The following is a 19,361-nucleotide window of genomic DNA, read 5'->3' as shown; positions in this document are numbered from 1 at the left end:
ATTATCATATGCCAAATTTTAACTCTCATTTTTACTACAAAGAGCAAGTCAAGTTAAAGCTGAATCACTATATACATTGGCTTATTAATACTTAAAGAAATGTTATAATTTTTTAAAAAAATGTTTTATTTTTGAGTGTAAAAACTCTCAAAATATGCAATTTTATCAAAATATATGTAAATTTTTTATTATATATCAAATATCAGTCGGCCTATAAGCCGGGTTCTGTTAGTAAAGTTATGCTTTACATGGCAACCATTCATCTAGGACGGATGTTACCATCCGCCTCATGCAACCTACCCAAATGACTCGCCTGGAAACTGGCTGCAAGTCAAGCCTTGCGCATCATTTCTATTCGGTCTTGCTCCCGATGGGGTTTACCTTGCCACACTCATTACTGAGTGTGCGGTGGGCTCTTACCCCACCCTTTCACCCTTACCTATAAAAATAGGCGGTTTGCTTTCTGTGGCACTTTCCCTAGGGTCACCCCCGCCGGGTGTTACCCGGCATCGTTTTTCCATGGAGCCCGGACTTTCCTCACCTATTACTTTTTAATATTGAATAGGCGCGGCTGCCCAGCCGACTGATTGTTCATTTATACAATATTTTTCATCAACTGAAAATAGCAACAAAAGGATATTTTATAAGCCTTATCAAAATAATTAGACTACTTACAAAGCATATTACTGCTTTAATGAAGCTAAATATGTTTTAACTTTTGAACAATATCTCGCTGAAATAGAATTCATTTTTTTTGCAGAATGACCTGCATTATATTTAAGAACTGTACGACACGTATCTCCCCTACTAAGTTTATGCGCCCGCGCTAAATAACGCATACCATATTCAAGATTAATCGCAGGCTCATAAAGATCTTTTACAGAACCGTTAAAACCCAACCATCGTGCAGTAGACGGCTTAATTTGCATCAATCCTATTTCACCAGAAGAACCTTTTGTATGAGCATTATAGTTACTTTCAACACTGATAACAGCATGTACCAAATTTATAGGAACTTTATGTTTAATCGCAATTTTTTTGATAAGATCTTCATAAGGACGAACAGACGTCTTAGAATGAGAAGAGGAAAACTCTGCATTCTTACTTGAATCTACAATACTAATTACTGCAAAAGCTATTTCAATATTTAACACAAAAAATACAGCAAGTGCTGTACTTAAAAAGATTTTTAAAAATTGCATTCTTTCTCTCTTCACTAATACATTTGCAACCTGAACCATAATTTTAAAGGTGCATTTTACTGAATAAAAAAAGCCAAAAAACGTCATAAAAATGAAAATATTAAGATAATTTCAAGATATCTATAATATTGGGGAAGGATTTTTTAAAATTTTGATTATATTTTTCATTTTCTACAGTACAAAATATAATGCATTTATCATTGATATCTTATGATAATAAATTTAAATTAGAAAAAATAGCACCGAGCAAATTCGATTACTTACAACATAAACTTATCAAGGTTTTATTAATAATAATTTCAAAACTCTGTCGTGATCAGATCAACTGAAATCTTGCATTCAACGCAAACAATGGCTAAAAACCAGTGCTCAAAAAATTACTCATTATAATTAATATTTTTAAATATACATTCATATAAAAATGTAATTGAATTTTATCTTAAAATAACAATTTATATATTATTTCCAAAATAACAGATATAGAATTATAATTAAAAAATTATGTGATTTATATGTAATCTGATACGTTGTAATTTTAGGATTTAGAAATGATCAAATTCCGCTGGCGTAATATTATTCTGATTTTGCTATTTATCTTTATAGCTAGTTTACTCGCTTATTACTTTGGATTTCATAGAATGATTGTTTCTCACCAGATTAATACAACAAAAGATATGCAGTTAGAAGAAGGAATATCTTTCCCGAATGTTACAATGGGCCTTTTCAAAATGAATGATCAACAAAAACAAAGAATTGTTTATCAAGCGCGTAAAGATGCAATTTCTTCTGCTCTTGCAAGCGGACAAAATAATGAACAAGCGCAAAAATTTGCCGAAATAGTCATCAGAACTGTATCAGAAGAAATTTTACGTCCTTCTATCGTAGACTCCCACTGATCATTTTCGCATAATTTCAAGACAATTATATGTTTGCTAATAGTTTTAAATCTATTTTGCCATATTCTTCACTAATTCTGAAAATCATAGAGACACAATGCACTCAAAATTTTAATCCTTATATTAAAAAAGCACAATCAAGATACGACATGTACTAAATACTCAAAACTTATTTTTATAGGGTTATACCATCCTCTTTTTCTTTCTAGAAAAGTTGATTAATCATTTTTTTGCTCTGTTTATCGTTCAAGATTTTCTGCACAGATTGAGTACTATGTTCTATACAATCCATATATTATAGAGAAACAAAATCCATTCACTATAAAATATCGAAGTCTCAAAGTCTCTTCTATTTTTTCGTAAAATCAAAAACAAACCTTATAAAATTTTGATACGAACCTATACTTTTTGTACTTAATTAACGTGATTGTCTTGTTATACTGAACAAAATTCTTAGATAGTCTATCTATTCTTTCAAGAACAAAGTTATAGAACTCACATAATAAAAAAACCCGACTGAAAAATTCCTCCAGCCGGGTTAGACAACCTAAGGGATCCACGCGGGGGGGGGGGAGAGGTTCCCTGATTGTCTGCTCGCATCACTCATTAAAGTAAATGATACAGTTTCTTTTATATGAAATAAAATATTTTAAACGACAAGAAATTCTTATGATTGTTTATAAAAAACATAAAAAAATTGTAATTTTAGTATAAAAATGTAAAAATTAAGGCAAAAAATGTTCAAAAATGATCCAATTTGGAGCAAATCTATTCAAAAATCTGTCATTAGACTCTTTCTAATCATCTTAACTTTTATAAAAAGTTCACTAAATATTAAAATTTCACCAAAATTTTTTACAATTTGAAATTGTTATGAACAACTGTCTAAGGAAGTAATAAGCTGTAATAAACTACTGATCAAATACACATACTTCTTTTCTCTTCCATAGAATTATAAAATGGTAAATACCTAAATTGCTATATAACAATAGCTATTAGAGAAAATATCACATAAATTTAACGATAAATACGCTATAAAAATTATCTTTATTTCTATAAAAATACATTTGATTATATATTTTATATTCCTAAGCGCCAAATTACTGATATTAAAATCTATAAATAAAATGTGGGTATCAACATACTAACCATTAAATGATCAATTAAAGCACCATTTTTATGTTATCAAATAAAATGAAAATAAGCTTCTATGACAATACGCAGAAAACAGAAAATTTCTAAAGAACTAATAACTCTTATCCCACAAGTTCCATACCTTGATAGCCAATGTATTTATACTGCTGCTACACGAACCTCTATGAAATATCTTCCTCCTTCCATTGCAGTTTGGCTCGCAACAATTGCTCATATACGACATCAACATACAGAGTATGATAATTTACTTTGTGAAGGTTATGATCGAGATTCAGCGCTCTTTTTTGTCTTTGATGCAATTAACAAAACACTTATTGAATGGGGCGCAAATCGCCTTTTAAAACGTGAAGAAAGCATGAACGGTATCAATACCACCTCAGTACCACTTCAAAACAAATAGTTTTAACGTGTAAGAGGTTTGTAATTGGCACGCCTAAAATTAATAGAATCTGGCCCAAGACGGCTAACCTTATCTGCTTCATATTCAGAAAAATTACCTTCAAACCATTCCACATGGCCATTTCCTTCAAAAGCCAAAATATGTGTTGCCAATCGATCTAAAAACATACGATCATGCGATATAATGACCGCGCAACCAGCGAAACTCTCTAATGCATCTTCTAACGCACCCAATGTTTCTGTATCAAGATCATTTGTTGGTTCATCAAGAAGAAGAACATTTCCTCCTTCTTTCAAAAGTTTAGCCAAATGCACACGATTGCGCTGCCCTCCTGACAACTGCGCTACTTTCTGCTGTTGATCTGTACCTTTAAAGTTAAAAGCACCACAATAAGCACGACTATTCACTTCATGTTTACCTAACTTAATGATTTCATTTCCGCCGGAAATTTCTTCCCAAACAGTTTTATCACCTGCCAATGCATCACGGCTTTGGTCAACATAACTCACTTGAACTGTTTCTCCAATACGGATCTGTCCTGAATCTAGCTTCTCTTGCCCAGTCAACATCTTAAATAAGGTCGATTTTCCCATACCATTAGGACCAATAACTCCAACAATACCGCCTGCAGGCAACTTGAAAGAAAGAGAATCAATTAATACACGATTACCATATGCTTTTGACAAATTATCAACTTCAATAACAATCTGTCCCAATCTCTCGCCAATAGGAATAATAATCTGTGCCTCCCCAGGACGACGCTCATGCGCTGCCTGAACCAATGCATCATAAGCCTTAATACGGGCTTTCGATTTTGCTTGACGAGCCTTTGGACTAGAAGCTATCCACTCTTTCTCGCGTGATAATACACGCTGGCGGGCAACTTCCTCGCGACTTTCTTGTGCTACACGTTTAGCTTTAGCATCCAAATAAGCAGAATAATTACCCTCATAAGGGATTCCTTTACCGCGATCTAATTCTAAAATCCAACCTGTTACATTGTCAAGAAAGTAACGATCATGGGTAATTAAAAGCACTGCACCTGGATATTCACGTAAATGCCTTTCAAGCCAAGCTGTTGTTTCAGCATCTAAATGATTTGTCGGTTCATCCAAAAGCAATAAGTCAGGTTTTGATAAAAGCAATTTACAAAGAGCAACACGCCGTTTTTCACCGCCTGAAAGTTTTGTCACATCCTCATCCCCTGATGGACAACCAAGAGCAGCCATGGCCATTTCTACTTGGCTTTCTAAATCCCAAAGATTCTGACTATCAATAATATCCTGAAGTCGAGCACCTTCATCAGCTGTTTCATCACTATAATTCATCATCAGTTCATTGTAACGATCTACAATTGCTTGCTTATCAGCAAGCCCTTCCATCACATTTCCACGCACATCTTTATTTGTATTAAGAACAGGCTCTTGTGGAAGATAGCCACAACGTGCTCCTTCAGCAAGCCATGCTTCTCCTGTATATTCTTTATCTAATCCAGCCATAATACGTAAAATGGTTGATTTACCTGCACCATTTGGACCTAAAATACCAATTTTTGCATCTGGATAAAAAGACAGATGGATATTCTCCAAAATTTTCTTATTGCCATAAGCTTTATTAAGCCCAGCCATATGATAGATAAATTGACGTGCCATAAATTTCTCTTTATTATTGGAACTTGCGTTATGAATATTTTCTTAAATTTTGTAACGCATAATATTTAATTATTGCTCTAATAGCTCCTTGCTCTATATTGGTATATTTTTTCTGATCTCACAAGCCCTACTGCGACTTTAAATGCAAAAAAACATTCCTTTGAAAAGAAAAAAGCAAATACTCTTAGCTCTGCCTGAGACGTGTTATCAAAAATCATCTCTTTTTGCTATACCAGATTTGAAATTATGTTTTTACCGTATCAAACCAATTTATCAATGCCATACAGAACTACAAGATAAGCCTATCCTTTATGCTCCTTCTTTCCTTATCCTATGGGCTATACAATATGCTATAAAAAATCCCTATCTCTTTTCTTCGCTCTTGTGTCATAAACCAAAATGGGATTCATTCTTTCCTTTGATGTGGTACAAGCTGCGTTTAAAAAACGAATGCTATCTCCTAGGATCTGACGTCCAAAGCCCTATGATTAACAAAGCTCTGCGCAAACATATGTCAGTTACTGACTACCATTCTCTATCTATTGGCAAATGGTTACAATTGATAAAAAATTATCACAATTATCGTAAAGATTTATCTATTCCTTTTTTTTGGTTTGATGATAATAAAATGAGTACTGACATTCATCATATCATTTCAAAACTTCAAAATGATGAAACATAATCTTTTAAAACACAAAGCATCTACCAGCTCACTGGAACTGGAATAAGTTCATGAAAAAACAAACCTTAATCGTTATTGATGTTCAAAATGATTTCTTACCAGGCGGAGCACTTGCAATACCACAAGGCGATGCCATTATCCCTGCTGTCAATAACCTTATAGCTCGTTTTGATCATATTATTTTCACCCAAGATTGGCACCCAAAAAACCATTGCAGCTTTGCGTCTTTTCATCCAGAGAAAGCTCCTTATGATACTGTTAATCTTGACTATGGCCTTCAAATACTTTGGCCTGATCATTGTATACAAGGAACACAAGGAGCAGAATTTCATCCATCTCTCAAAGTTGAAAAAGCGCAACTTATCCTTCGGAAAGGCTATAATAAAGAAATTGATAGTTATTCCGCCTTCTTTGAAAATGACCAGAAAACACCAACAGGATTACACGGTTATCTTAAAGAACATGATTTTACAACTCTAGTTATGTGCGGTTTAGCAACTGACTTCTGTGTTGGCTTCTCTGCACTGCATGCAGTAAAATGTGGTTTTAAAGTCAAGGTTTTGTTAAACGCTTGTGCTGGTATTGATCTAAATGGATCACTCGATACGATGCTCAAAGCTATGAATGAAGTTGGTGTAGAATTATTGATGGTCTCTTAATCACCCTCCAAACGCTATGATAGCAATCAAAAAGTCTTCATATTCTTATTATTGCAATGTAATTTATTCATCTGAGATGATTAGATTTAAAACGAAGAGAAGAATAAAATGCCATTCCAATAATACATATACCAATGAGCCCTGTTAATGCTTCAGGAATAGATATAATAATTTGCGTATACATAATCACAGCCAAGACTAAAATTGCATAAAAAGCGCCATGCTCCAGATAACGATAATGCAATAACGTTCCTGTTTCAAACAACATGATCGTTATAGCTCTTACGTAAAATGCACCAATACCAAGACCAATAGCAATGATAAAAAGATTATGAGAAAAGGCAAAAGCACCCACAACACCATCAAAAGAAAAACTAGCATCTAAAACTTCTAAATAAAGAAACAAACCTGCTCCTCCTTTAGAAACTGTAATCAAAGTATTTTTTTGAGAATCCAAAAGTGAACAAGTTGCTTCGACAAACAAAAATGTCAAAAGCCCATAAAGCATTGCTAATAAAACAGTTAACTTATTTTCTGCTATAATCTGACCTGAAAAAAATAACATGAGAATCAGAATAATTATAATATCAATTCTCACGAATGAACTCAGCCTTTGAGCTGGCTTTTCTATAAAAGTCAGCCAATGTACTTTTTTTTCTGGATCAAAAAAATATTTTAAGCCAACCATCATAAGGAAAGTTCCACCAAAAGCTGCAATACTGTTATGAGCATCCATTAAAATTGCAGCATATTGATGAGGCTCCCATATTGCCAATTGAACTGCAGCAATTGGATTAATCCAAGCAGCAACAGCAACCACCAATAATGGAAAAATAATTCGCATACCAAACACCGCGATCAAAATGCCCCATGTCAAAAAACGATCGCGCCATAATTGATTCATTTTTCCAAGAAAACGTGCATTGATAATAGAATTATCAAAAGATAAAGAAATTTCTAAAATTCCTAAAACACAGCAAATAAAAAAATATTTAAAACAGCCAACAATGGTCCCTGTTTCCAGCCAACCAATAAGCGCTCCTCCCAAAATACCGATAATTGTGAAGAAAAAAGCCCATCTAAAATAACCTAACAGGGCCATGATTGTTCCTCAAAGTCCATTTCTTCAACCTACATTTGTATAATCGAAGTACCGTATCTAAGACACAATATAAAATGCATAATATACACAAAAGGAATTATATGGAATCTCTTTGAGAAAAAACAAGAGAAAATTTGACAAATTTATTTTTTTCAAGATAAAAAGATAAATAATTATAAAATACTAATAAAAATTTATAGTTTTTTTTTAATTTTCACTAAAAAGTTAAAAAAATAAGAGAACTAAAATTATAAATGTTGACTACAAATGTTATTATAAAGTAATGGTATAATGGTACATTGTGTGCCTTTATGGACAAAAGCCCACACCGTAATGATTTATTTGAGGGAGATAATTCATGGCGCGTCCTGAAACAGAAGCGAAAACTATATTTGGAAAACGTCTACGTAATATACGTATTGCCTTAGGTGATCCACCACGTGAGACGTTAGCCAAACAATTTAATATGACAAAAAACTCTATTGCTTTTTATGAGCGTGGAGAAAGAGAGCCTAATCTCAGTGTATTACAAACATATCGTATGTTGTATGGGGTCAATATCAATTGGCTTTTAACTGGGCAAGGTAAAATGTTCGATACTGAATACACTAAAGGAGAATTTGACTGGGACTACTTCATAAAAAAAATCGAAGGGCTTGAAGATATTCTCACAAATAGTGTAAATAGTGATGAGCCAAATCAAGAAAAAATCGAAAGCTCTTATGAGAAATTACAGCAATACTTATTATCACAAGGTGTTCCTAACGGTCTTAATCCTAAAGCAGCAACTTCCCTTGTTAATATGAAAGCAAAGCTAGCTAATTCTTACGCTCTTAGTTTATTTATCGATTTACTCATTCGTAGTATAGCACATAAAGAAACACTTTCTAATCAATAGCTTTTATATTTTAAGTATACAGGATTTCCTTATTATCAGGTAATAAGGACGCTCTTAGTCTTTATTACTTGGTAAAATTAGCTTTTTTATGGCATCTTACCATTGTGTATGGAAAAGTAATTAAGCGTTATCTGCATCTGTTGATAATAATTTAAAAAAATTACATATTACAAATCATTTCCAAAAATTTTGTTTAAAATCACAGAAGTTTAAAAAACATATTGATTTTCTATCATATTAGTCTCTCTTTTGAAATCGGAGATATATTGAAAGTTTTTTCAAGTAACTATTGTGAGGTACAAACAATATGTTTTTAGGTATTTCAGGATGTTCATAATCAATAGTATTGGCGTTCAATCTCAAAAGGACAGAAAAATTTACTTTTTTAGTCTAAACTATTCAAAAAAAATACCTTAAATAGAAGTTGAATAAATTAAAAAAGTTACATGTAATACTTCTATTAAAGAATTGTGACCTTAATATTTATGAACGCAGCAATAAAAAATTTTTATCTTATGTATTGAATTTGTACTACACTCTGACTTTGAAGAAGAGCATTAATTTCTTCCCACGATAGAGTGGAATCAGATGTTCCTTTTATGTGTGTTTAAACTTTAAGCTCCATTCATAGAATGATCAAAAGTAATAACAAGAATTTCAAAATGATTAACTACTGAAATTAAACTACGCATAAAATAGAAATGTCTGTGAGTTTGGCTAAACAACTTAACGAAACTCACAAATAACTGTTTAATTGTTCAAAATAAAAACAAGACTAATCTTTAAAAGGCTAAAATTGATAACGTAAGCCACCAGAAACACTAATTCCAGAAAAGCCAGCTTTGGTTAATTTATGTTGGTATAACAAGTCACCGTGAAGTGCTATCCTATTAGACAATTGGGCATGAACACCTGTACCTGTTTCAACTGTAGAACCAAATGCACCTAACTGAAACGCATCTTTAAAATGCACTATCCGCTCCTTTTCATAACTATGCGCAACATGAAGTTTGGTATAAAAGGAAACAACATCTGCATTTTCAGAAGAGGCAAAAGCTTTTATTAAACGACCACCTATCCGCCCTACCAATTGATCATGGCTTCCTAAATCAATATCAAACCGATCTATATCACGCGCTTGATCAAACAGCAGAGACTGATAAATAACTTGAAGCTGTGGCTCAAGAATAAAATCATGATAGCCTGTGATAATAGACTGACCGCCCGTCAAAGACGCATTCAAAAGTCTCCCTTTTAGTTCTGCTGTTTTTCCCCGAGAAAGAGTGACAACATCGCCCTTAAAAAAATCATACGAGATAAAGCCATTTGCATAAAAGCCTGTATCATGATCCAAATTCGCATAAAGCTTGCCAGACCATTTATCAAAAACACTCTTTTGACTGTGTTTAACTGCACGAGGATGAAGAGAGAGCTGACCATAACCGCCCATAAATCCAAAGGACGAAGCACTATGTTTGCTCTCTAATGTATTTAATACAATTCCTGCTGTCGCATTGTTATAGTCAAGATCAGCTCCATAACCATATTCAAAAACGGACAAATTGGAAGTATAACGGTGGTTGCTACCATAACCACGGATAAAAAAGTTTGTCTTTCTCTTTTTATCCGCTTCATGAGAAGCACTTTGCATGATTTCCAACAGTTCACGTTGATTACTTACATCGACCAAACCTGTATGAAATAAAGCATGAGGTAAAAGCAAATAACTTGGAAGTTGTGGCACAACCGCTGGTACTCTCTTGCTAGGAAAATCTGGTTTTATCGGATCCTCAGGTTTTGAGGGCACTGATGGTTCCGGCGATGGTGCTGGTGCTGGTGGAGTAATATATTTACCTTGCAGCCGATAATCCCAAAAATCATTATCAGATTGCTTACCTTTTTCCCCGTTCTGCCCAACCAACTTTTGTCCTGGATCCGCTTGCCCTAGTTCAGAACTTGGACCATACGCAGAAAGAACATACTGATAAGGTAAATTATCTGCTGTGATATAATCACCCTTCAGTTTGAAGGAATCTTTTTGTGCCGTACCAGAAACTTGAATAAGCGAAACACCCTGAGTATTTCCTGAACCCGTTTTATCTCCTAGACTTCCTCCAGTTGTAGAAACAGAAACTACAGTAACACCAGATACATCACCATCGATTAAAAGTCGATCCGTCTTCGAACCATCTTGATCTAAATAACTATTAAGATAAAGCTCCGCATTCCCCTCTGCTGTATAAACAAGACTATCCCCCGTGCCAATAGAGAGTGTTTGATAAACATTATCGCTTGGCTTTTCAAAAATAATTTTACTATTTTTAAGTGTCACAGTAGAAATAAGTGATTTAGTCGTATCACGTCCTTTATTCCCTTGTTCTTGAATCGGTGATTTTCTTTTTGTTAAAGTCCATGTCGAATTATTCTCCAATTTCAAATGCGCTTTAGCTGAGCCAGAAATTAAAGCACCCCCTTCGAGCTGTGAGTTATTAGCTTTAATGCTTATACTCCCCTCAGTACCTTCTAGCAGAAAATCACCGGAGAGCTTTGTATCTGATAAATTAAAGGTAAGCTCCGCCTCAACACCATTATAAATAGCGGTACTGTTAGGAACAATAAAATTTGTTTTGTTCAAAGAAATAGTTGCAGATCTTTCAGACGCATTTCCATTTTCATCACTAACAGAAGGTACTCCATACATACCATAATATTTATCACCCTCTATTTTAACGTCTACATTTTCAAGATTTACATTCTCTTTCTCCTCCTCTTCATCATCTTCTTCATCATCTTCTTCATCATCTTCTTCATCCTCATCACCATCTTCATCTACTTTATCATAACCTTCTTGATCCTCATATGATGAAAAATCAAATACAAATCCATTCCCACTTTTGAGATGAACTTTCCCTTCCTTCATTTCAAAAGTACTCTGTGGATGCATATAAACGGCAGCACTACGACTATAATCTACATTATTGTCCACACTGTCAGTAGCATTATCATTAATACTATTATTAGTAATGTTCACTTTCTCTAAAGAAACCTCTCCCGTGTTCATATAAACTGCGGTACTTAGAGTAAAATTAATGCCTGCATCCGATTTATTTATACCCTGGATCTGAATCCAGCCGCCTTTTGTAGTGAAAAGACCTTTGTCCCCTTTTAATACTAAAATATTTGTATCCAATAGCTCAACTATAGCATTTGAACCTTTAGCTTTAACAGCAATCTTATTATTACTTATCGATGTATTGTCCGCGTTTACCGAACTATTTTTTGAAACAGAAATACCTATCGTTAGGTCTTTTAAGGTCAATTCATCAGCAACAATTGTTCCCCATTCTCCGGTCAGTATACCAATATAAATATCAGTATCACTGTTTTTGGGGCCTAGAATTTGCACTTTTTTTATATCAACATCACTAGTGGAATCTTCTTCATCAATCGAATATATACCAATTACTCCATTGGTTTCAACAACTCCACTGCTTACTTTTTTCTTACTAGAAGTATTATTTCGTCTAGTATTATTTGCCAGTTGATATGTTTGGCTAATTATCTGTCCATTTACACTTTCTTTACACTCTTTCACAATGAAAGTACGAGCACCCAATTTCATAATGGTCTTGCTCGAACTTGAAGAAGGTTTACTGTCCGCAGTGTTACTTTTCTGACACTTTTTAACAGAAACATCATCATCAACAAGAGGAGAATCAGGAGAACTAGCTAAAAGAGTATTAAGTATGAGAAAGAAAGAAAGAAAGAAAGAAAGAAAGAAAGAAACGCGCAACATTAAAATACCAATAACCCTTCAAAATAAACTGAATACATTATGGATTATACTAAATAAATAAACACACTTCAAGTTATTACAATAAAAGTAAGTTTTTACGCATTGGATTTCTCTATTAGCATTTACTAAATGAAAACTATCCAATAAATAAAGTTAAGCTTTATACTGAATACAAAAAATTCTTTCGAATACCTATTCATTTTTCACATATTGCTTTTGCAATAAAATATACGAAACGATAGTATGCAATCTTTTATCTAAGATAAAATATCTCTTATAGTACATATTATTTATATATTTTTGCGTACTCATCAACATACACACTTTTTATTCAAAACAGTGATTGCAAAATTAAGTTATAATTACTATAATTCTTGTATATGAAGAGAGTTGGTTTATGAAAAATATAATACGGATACTAGGGCTAACTGTTATATTTCTTGCTGGTGTTTTCACCTATGATGCGTTTAGAAATAAGCCTTTAGGTGAGAATTTTACGCTCACTGCTTCTAATGGTAAAATCATCACTGAAGCCGACATACGAGATAAACCTGCAGTGATCTTTTTTGGTTATACTATGTGCCCTGATAGTTGCCCTACTACACTTATGGATCTTAATCGGTGGCTTATGGAAATTGGTCCAGATGCGGATAGATTGGGTGTATGGTTTGTCACGGTTGACCCTGAACGTGATACGCCAGAGGTGCTTCATGAATATTTAAGCAATTTTACTGATAAAATTATTGGTATAAGTGGAGACCCTAGCGCAGTTCATAAGATGGTTGCCTCTTTTAATATTGTTTCTGAAAAAGTAATCGGAACAAACGATAACAACTATACCTATAACCACACAGCTGCCATTTTCTTGCTAAAAAAAGGTGGTAAACTAGCTGGAATTATTCCATATAATGTTGAAGAAAACGAGAATAAATTAAAAGACGATATTGCTATTACGCGGCTTAAAAAGCTCGTTTCAAGTTACACTAATAAAAAATAGTATGTCACAACAAATTCGTCTATATTGGACAGCACTTAAAAATGAAGCAGAGGAATTTTACGCTCGTATGGAAGTAGCCTTTGAAGAGGAAGGTTACCCTCTTTCTCTTACAGAAATAGATGACAAAAATACTATTTATGAGATTTCACTCTATGTTGATCAAAAAAATCAGAAAAGCGCTTCTAAACGCTTTTCAAGCATTCTTGCAATAGACCCACATAAAATTAATATAGAAATCTTGCCTAATATCGATTGGGTAAAAAAAAGTCTTGCAGAATTGAAACCAGTACGTGCTGGTCCTTTTTTTATTCACGGTAGTCATGAACGACAAAACATTCCACCTAATGTTTTGCCCATCGAAATTGAAGCTAATCAAGCTTTTGGTACAGGTCATCACGGAACGACATTTGGCTGCTTAGAAATGATTACCAAAGTAATACAAAATGAAAACCCGAAAAATGCCCTTGATCTCGGTACAGGCAGTGGAATATTAGCTATTGGTATCGCGATGCTTAAACCTATTGTTGTGCTTGCAGCTGATATAGATCCAATAGCTATTAAAGTTGCACAACAAAATATCAGATTTAATGGTGTTACAGACTATGTTACAGCTATTACAATTACAGGTTTTAGCGATAATAAAGTCGCATCACGCGCTCCTTTTGATCTTATTGTTGCTAATATTCTTGCTAACCCTTTAATCGAACTTGCACATAATATGGTGCAAGCATTGCGAAAAAATGGATCTATTATACTATCTGGAATTATTGAAGAACAGCATGATGATGTTCTAAAAGCTTACGTAAAACAAGGTTTAAAACATATTGAAACATATTCTCAACAAGGATGGACTACTTTGCATCTGAAATAAAAGAAAGAACATCTTTATGTATCAATCTTTTGAAATAAGAACAAATCCTGCTTATGCTGCAAAACGCGTTGCAGCTCTTCGTAAAGAACTTGATCACTTTGGACTAGATGGCTTTCTAGTACCGCATACAGATGAACATCAAGGAGAATATGTTCCTAAACATGCTCAACGTCTTGGTTGGCTTACTGGATTCACTGGATCATCTGGTATAGCATTGATTTTAAAAGATCAAGCTGTTATATTTACAGATGGGCGTTATAAACTTCAAGTCCGTCAACAAACTGATTCTTGTATCTTTAATTATGAAGATTTAGCGATCTGCTCACCAGCACAATGGCTCGAGAAAAATAAACAAAAACTTTCAATTGGCTTTGATCCATGGCTTCATACTATTAATGCTACAGCTATATTGAGACAAGCATTAGAATTGAAAATAGGTGGGAAACTTATAGAAAGTGAAACCAATCTCATTGATCTTATTTGGAATGATCAACCCAAATATCCACAAACTCCTTTATCAATCCATCCTCTCAAATATGCAGGATGCAGTACCAATGAAAAACTATCACAAATTCGCAAAAACATAAAGCAATCTGGTGCCAATGCCTTTATTTTTACAGATCCATCTTCTATTGCATGGACATTCAATATACGTGGCAATGATGTTTCTAACTCTCCCTTTTCTCTTTGTTTTGCTATCATTTCAATTAAAGAAAAACCACTCTTATTTATTGATAGTCAAAAAACTGGTAACGAACAAAGACAATACCTAAAAAGTTATGCAAAACTATATGAACCAGAAGAACTTATTTCAAATATCAAAGATCATGTTCAACAAGGTACTGTTTTTGCTTTAGATCCATTTTTAACGTGCGAAAAGTTACGTACAGTTATTGAAGAAACAGGAGGATCTTTCATTAGACTAACAGATCCTGTTGTCTTACCACGTGCGATTAAAAATACTACAGAGCTCAATGGTTCACGCAGAGCACATTTATGTGACGGTATAGCACTTACTCGTTTTTTGTCTTGGCTAGATAGACAAATACTAGGTACAATTGATGAAATTTCCGCTGCTAAAAAATTAGAAAACTTCCGTATTATAACAGCACAAGAAATGGGAATGAAACTCGAAGATCTTTCCTTTGATACGATTTCAGCAGCCGGTAAAAATGCTGCAATTATTCATTATCGTGTAACCACTAAGACAAATAGATTACTAAATGCAGGTGAGCTTTATCTTGTTGATTCAGGTGGACAATACCGAGATGGCACAACAGATGTTACCCGTACAGTAGCAATTGGAAATATTGGAGAAGAAGAGAAACGCTGTTTTACCCTTGTCCTCAAAGGTATGATTGCTCTTTCAAGTGCAAAATTTCCAAAAGGCACGCGCGGACAAGATATTGATGTTTTAGCACGCAATGCTTTATGGAAAGCTGGTTTTGATTATGCACATGGCACTGGCCATGGAGTTGGTTCCTATCTTTCTGTTCACGAAGGACCACAAAATCTTTCACGCTATGGAAGCCAAGAACTTATTCCAGGTATGATCATCTCTAACGAGCCTGGATATTACCGTGAAGAAGCTTTTGGTATTCGTATTGAAAATTTGATGATTGTCAAACCAGCACAAAAAATTACTAATGGCGATATAGATATGCTATCATTTGAAACACTTACAAATTGTCCGATTGATCGACAATTAATTCTGATAAAGCTTTTAACAAAACAAGAGAAACAGTGGCTTAACGATTATCACGCCCGTGTTTATCAAGTTAATGCGCCATATCTTGATAAAGAAGATAAAAAATGGCTTAAGAAAGCTACAATGCCTCTTTGAAAACAAATACACCCTTACATTAATATCTAAAGGAAGCTTTAAAAAAGCTAATTTTCATTTTAAAAATAGAATATTCTAATTTCTGGAAATTAGAGATAAAGCCCTATCAGTCAATTTTTCTAGGGCTTTAGCAAAACTGATAAATACAAAACCAATCCTTGATTTAGAATTGATAACGTAAGCCACCAGAAACACTAATTCCAGAAAAGCCAGCTTTGGTTAATTTATGTTGGTATAACAAGTCACCGTGAAGTGCTATCCTATTAGACAATTGGGCATGAACACCTGTACCTGTTTCAACTGTAGAACCAAATGCACCTAACTGAAACGCATCTTTAAAATGCACTATCCGCTCCTTTTCATAACTATGCGCAACATGAAGTTTGGTATAAAAGGAAACAACATCTGCATTTTCAGAAGAGGCAAAAGCTTTTATTAAACGACCACCTATCCGCCCTACCAATTGATCATGGCTTCCTAAATCAATATCAAACCGATCTATATCACGCGCTTGATCAAACAGCAGAGACTGATAAATAACTTGAAGCTGTGGCTCAAGAATAAAATCATGATAGCCTGTGATAATAGACTGACCGCCCGTCAAAGACGCATTCAAAAGTCTCCCTTTTAGTTCTGCTGTTTTTCCCCGAGAAAGAGTGACAACATCGCCCTTAAAAAAATCATACGAGATAAAGCCATTTGCATAAAAGCCTGTATCATGATCCAAATTCGCATAAAGCTTGCCAGACCATTTATCAAAAACACTCTTTTGACTGTGTTTAACTGCACGAGGATGAAGAGAGAGCTGACCATAACCGCCCATAAATCCAAAGGACGAAGCACTATGTTTGCTCTCTAATGTATTTAATACAATTCCTGCTGTCGCATTGTTATAGTCAAGATCAGCTCCATAACCATATTCAAAAACGGACAAATTGGAAGTATAACGGTGGTTGCTACCATAACCACGGATAAAAAAGTTTGTCTTTCTCTTTTTATCCGCTTCATGAGAAGCACTTTGCATGATTTCCAACAGTTCACGTTGATTACTTACATCGACCAAACCTGTATGAAATAAAGCATGAGGTAAAAGCAAATAACTTGGAAGTTGTGGCACAACCGCTGGTACTCTCTTGCTAGGAAAATCTGGTTTTATCGGATCCTCAGGTTTTGAGGGCACTGATGGTTCCGGCGATGGTGCTGGTGCTGGTGGAGTAATATATTTACCTTGCAGCCGATAATCCCAAAAATCATTATCAGATTGCTTACCTTTTTCCCCGTTCTGCCCAACCAACTTTTGTCCTGGATCCGCTTGCCCTAGTTCAGAACTTGGACCATACGCAGAAAGAACATACTGATAAGGTAAATTATCTGCTGTGATATAATCACCCTTCAGTTTGAAGGAATCTTTTTGTGCCGTACCAGAAACTTGAATAAGCGAAACACCCTGAGTATTTCCTGAACCCGTTTTATCTCCTAGACTTCCTCCAGTTGTAGAAACAGAAACTACAGTAACACCAGATACATCACCATCGATTAAAAGTCGATCCGTCTTCGAACCATCTTGATCTAAATAACTATTAAGATAAAGCTCCGCATTCCCCTCTGCTGTATAAACAAGACTATCCCCCGTGCCAATAGAGAGTGTTTGATAAACATTATCGCTTGGCTTTTCAAAAATAATTTTACTATTTTTAAGTGTCACAGTAGAAATAAGTGATTTAGTCGTATCACGTCCTTTATTCCCTTGTTCTTGAATCGGTGATTTTCTTTTTGTTAAAGTCCATGTCGAATTATTCTCCAATTTCAAACGTGCTTCAGCTGCGCCAGAAATTAAAGCACCCCCTTCGAGCTGTGAGTTATTAGCTTTAATGCTTATACTCCCATCAGTACTTTCTAGCAGAAAATCACCGGAGAGTTTTGTATCTGATAAATTAAAGGTAAGCTCCATATTAACACCATTATAAATAGCGGTACTGTTAGGAACAATAAAATTTGTTTTTTTCAAAGAAATAATTGAAAGCCTTTCACTACTGTCGCTATTACTAACAGAAGGTACTCCATACACACCATAATATTTATCACCCTGTATTTTAATGTCTACATTTTCAAGCTCTACACTTACCTTCTCTCCATTTCCATTATTTACAGATGCAGATTGTTCCTCCTCATCTTCTTCATCTTCTTCATCTTCTTCATCCTCATCACCATCTTCATCTACTGTCTCATAATCTTCTGTAGCCTCATATGGTGAAAAGTCAAATACAAATCCATTCCCACTTTTGAGATGAACTTTCCCTTCCTTCATTTCAAAAGTACTCTGTGGATACATATAAACGGCAGCACTACGACTATAATCTACATTCTCGTTCGTCAGGCCAGAAGTATAATCATTAATAGTATTATTAATAATGTTCACTTTCTCTAAAGAAACCTCTCCTGTATTCATATAAACTGCAGTACTCAGAATAAAATTAATGCCTGAATCCAATTTATCTATACCCTGCATGTTAATATAGCCACCCTTTGTAGTGAAAAGTCCTTTATCCCCTTTTAATACTAAAATATTTGTATCCAATAGCTCAACTATAGCATTTGAACCTTTAGCTTTAACAGCAATCTTATTATTACTTATCGATGTATTGTCCGCGTTTACCGAACTATTTTTTGAAACAGAAATACCTATCGTTAGGTCTTTTAAGGTCAATTCATCAGCAACAATTGTTCCCCATTCTCCGGTCAGTATACCAATATAAATATCAGTATCACTGTTTTTGGGGCCTAGAATTTGCACTTTTTTTATATCAACATCACTAGTGGAATTTTCTTCATCAATCGAATATATACCAATTACTCCATTGGTTTCAGAAGATTCATCGGTGTTCCGTCTACCCTGACTCTTATTCCGTCTAGAATGATTTCCCATTTGATATGTTTGGCTAATTATCTGTCCATCTACACTTTCTTTACACACTTTCACCACGAAAGTACGAGTACCCAATTTCATAGTAGTCTTGTCCGAATTTGAAGAAGATTTACCTTTCGCAGTGTTACTTTTCTGACACTTTTTAACAGAAGCAACCTCCTCAGAAGAAGGAGAAGAAGAACTAGCTAAAAGAGTATTAAATATGAGAAAGAAAGAAAGAAAGAAAGAAAGAAAGAAAGAAACGCGCAACATTAAAATACCAATAACCTTTCAAAATAAAAT

At 34.3% G+C, this 19,361-nt stretch carries 13 protein-coding genes and 1 other RNA gene; 8 read left to right on the top strand and 6 right to left on the bottom strand.

Annotation, left to right across the window (positions count from 1 at the left end; all coding sequences use genetic code 11):
• Positions 1 to 198: 198 nt before the first annotated feature.
• Both rnpB and B11cv2_RS01365 read right to left on the bottom strand, forming a co-directional pair.
• Positions 199 to 587, bottom strand: an RNA gene (rnpB, locus tag B11cv2_RS01370) — RNase P RNA component class A.
• A gap of 96 nt (positions 588 to 683) precedes the next feature.
• A complete protein-coding gene (locus tag B11cv2_RS01365; RefSeq protein ID WP_100692993.1) occupies positions 684 to 1,202 on the bottom strand; it encodes a lytic transglycosylase domain-containing protein in 519 nt (172 codons plus the stop codon).
• 638 nt (positions 1,203 to 1,840) lie between these two features.
• On the opposite strand from B11cv2_RS01365, the gene B11cv2_RS01360 reads away from it, so the two are divergent.
• Entirely contained in the window at positions 1,841 to 2,098 is a 258-nt protein-coding gene (locus B11cv2_RS01360) for a hypothetical protein (protein ID WP_148664922.1), read from the top strand.
• Positions 2,099 to 3,308: 1,210 nt separating this feature from the next.
• Positions 3,309 to 3,653, top strand: coding sequence for a DUF2293 domain-containing protein (locus B11cv2_RS01355; protein ID WP_100692991.1), 345 nt, complete (start codon positions 3,309 to 3,311; stop codon positions 3,651 to 3,653).
• Between the two features lie 2 nt (positions 3,654 to 3,655).
• On the opposite strand, the gene ettA is transcribed toward B11cv2_RS01355, so the two are convergent.
• Positions 3,656 to 5,305, bottom strand: coding sequence for an energy-dependent translational throttle protein EttA (gene ettA, locus B11cv2_RS01350; RefSeq protein WP_100692990.1), 1,650 nt, complete (start codon positions 5,303 to 5,305; stop codon positions 3,656 to 3,658).
• A gap of 142 nt (positions 5,306 to 5,447) precedes the next feature.
• Between ettA and B11cv2_RS01345 the strand changes: the two genes are divergently transcribed.
• Both B11cv2_RS01345 and pncA read left to right on the top strand, forming a co-directional pair.
• Positions 5,448 to 5,987, top strand: coding sequence for a hypothetical protein (locus B11cv2_RS01345; RefSeq protein WP_100692989.1), 540 nt, complete (start codon positions 5,448 to 5,450; stop codon positions 5,985 to 5,987).
• A 50-nt stretch (positions 5,988 to 6,037) separates the two neighbouring features.
• Entirely contained in the window at positions 6,038 to 6,646 is a 609-nt protein-coding gene (pncA, locus tag B11cv2_RS01340) for a bifunctional nicotinamidase/pyrazinamidase (RefSeq protein ID WP_100692988.1), read from the top strand.
• 67 nt (positions 6,647 to 6,713) lie between these two features.
• Here pncA and B11cv2_RS01335 read toward each other — a convergent pair whose 3' ends face one another.
• Complete coding sequence (locus B11cv2_RS01335; RefSeq protein WP_100692987.1) at positions 6,714 to 7,748, bottom strand: DUF475 domain-containing protein; 1,035 nt, start codon at positions 7,746 to 7,748, stop codon at positions 6,714 to 6,716.
• Positions 7,749 to 8,106: 358 nt separating this feature from the next.
• Between B11cv2_RS01335 and B11cv2_RS01330 the strand changes: the two genes are divergently transcribed.
• Complete coding sequence (locus B11cv2_RS01330; RefSeq protein ID WP_100692986.1) at positions 8,107 to 8,646, top strand: helix-turn-helix domain-containing protein; 540 nt, start codon at positions 8,107 to 8,109, stop codon at positions 8,644 to 8,646.
• Between the two features lie 790 nt (positions 8,647 to 9,436).
• On the opposite strand, the gene B11cv2_RS01325 is transcribed toward B11cv2_RS01330, so the two are convergent.
• Entirely contained in the window at positions 9,437 to 12,442 is a 3,006-nt protein-coding gene (locus B11cv2_RS01325; RefSeq protein ID WP_100692985.1) for an autotransporter outer membrane beta-barrel domain-containing protein, read from the bottom strand.
• 397 nt (positions 12,443 to 12,839) lie between these two features.
• On the opposite strand from B11cv2_RS01325, the gene B11cv2_RS01320 reads away from it, so the two are divergent.
• Genes B11cv2_RS01320 through B11cv2_RS01310 form a run of 3 tightly spaced genes read left to right on the top strand, consistent with a single transcriptional unit; the run spans position 12,840 to position 16,153 of the window.
• A complete protein-coding gene (locus B11cv2_RS01320) occupies positions 12,840 to 13,439 on the top strand; it encodes an SCO family protein (protein ID WP_100692984.1) in 600 nt (199 codons plus the stop codon).
• 1 nt (position 13,440) lies between these two features.
• Entirely contained in the window at positions 13,441 to 14,310 is an 870-nt protein-coding gene (locus tag B11cv2_RS01315) for a 50S ribosomal protein L11 methyltransferase (RefSeq protein WP_100692983.1), read from the top strand.
• 16 nt (positions 14,311 to 14,326) lie between these two features.
• The gene (locus tag B11cv2_RS01310) at positions 14,327 to 16,153 is read left to right on the top strand and encodes an aminopeptidase P family protein (protein ID WP_100692982.1); all 1,827 of its coding nucleotides are present in this window, start codon (positions 14,327 to 14,329) and stop codon (positions 16,151 to 16,153) included.
• 163 nt (positions 16,154 to 16,316) lie between these two features.
• On the opposite strand, the gene B11cv2_RS01305 is transcribed toward B11cv2_RS01310, so the two are convergent.
• Positions 16,317 to 19,160, bottom strand: coding sequence for an autotransporter outer membrane beta-barrel domain-containing protein (locus B11cv2_RS01305; RefSeq protein ID WP_158521539.1), 2,844 nt, complete (start codon positions 19,158 to 19,160; stop codon positions 16,317 to 16,319).
• Between the last annotated feature and the right edge of the window lie 201 nt (positions 19,161 to 19,361).

The sequence above is a fragment of the Bartonella sp. 1-1C genome (assembly GCF_002810325.1).
GTDB lineage: Bacteria > Pseudomonadota > Alphaproteobacteria > Rhizobiales > Rhizobiaceae > Bartonella > Bartonella rochalimae.
Note: the sequence above shows the minus strand (reverse complement) of the source record. Positions and strands in the feature narration are given on the sequence as shown.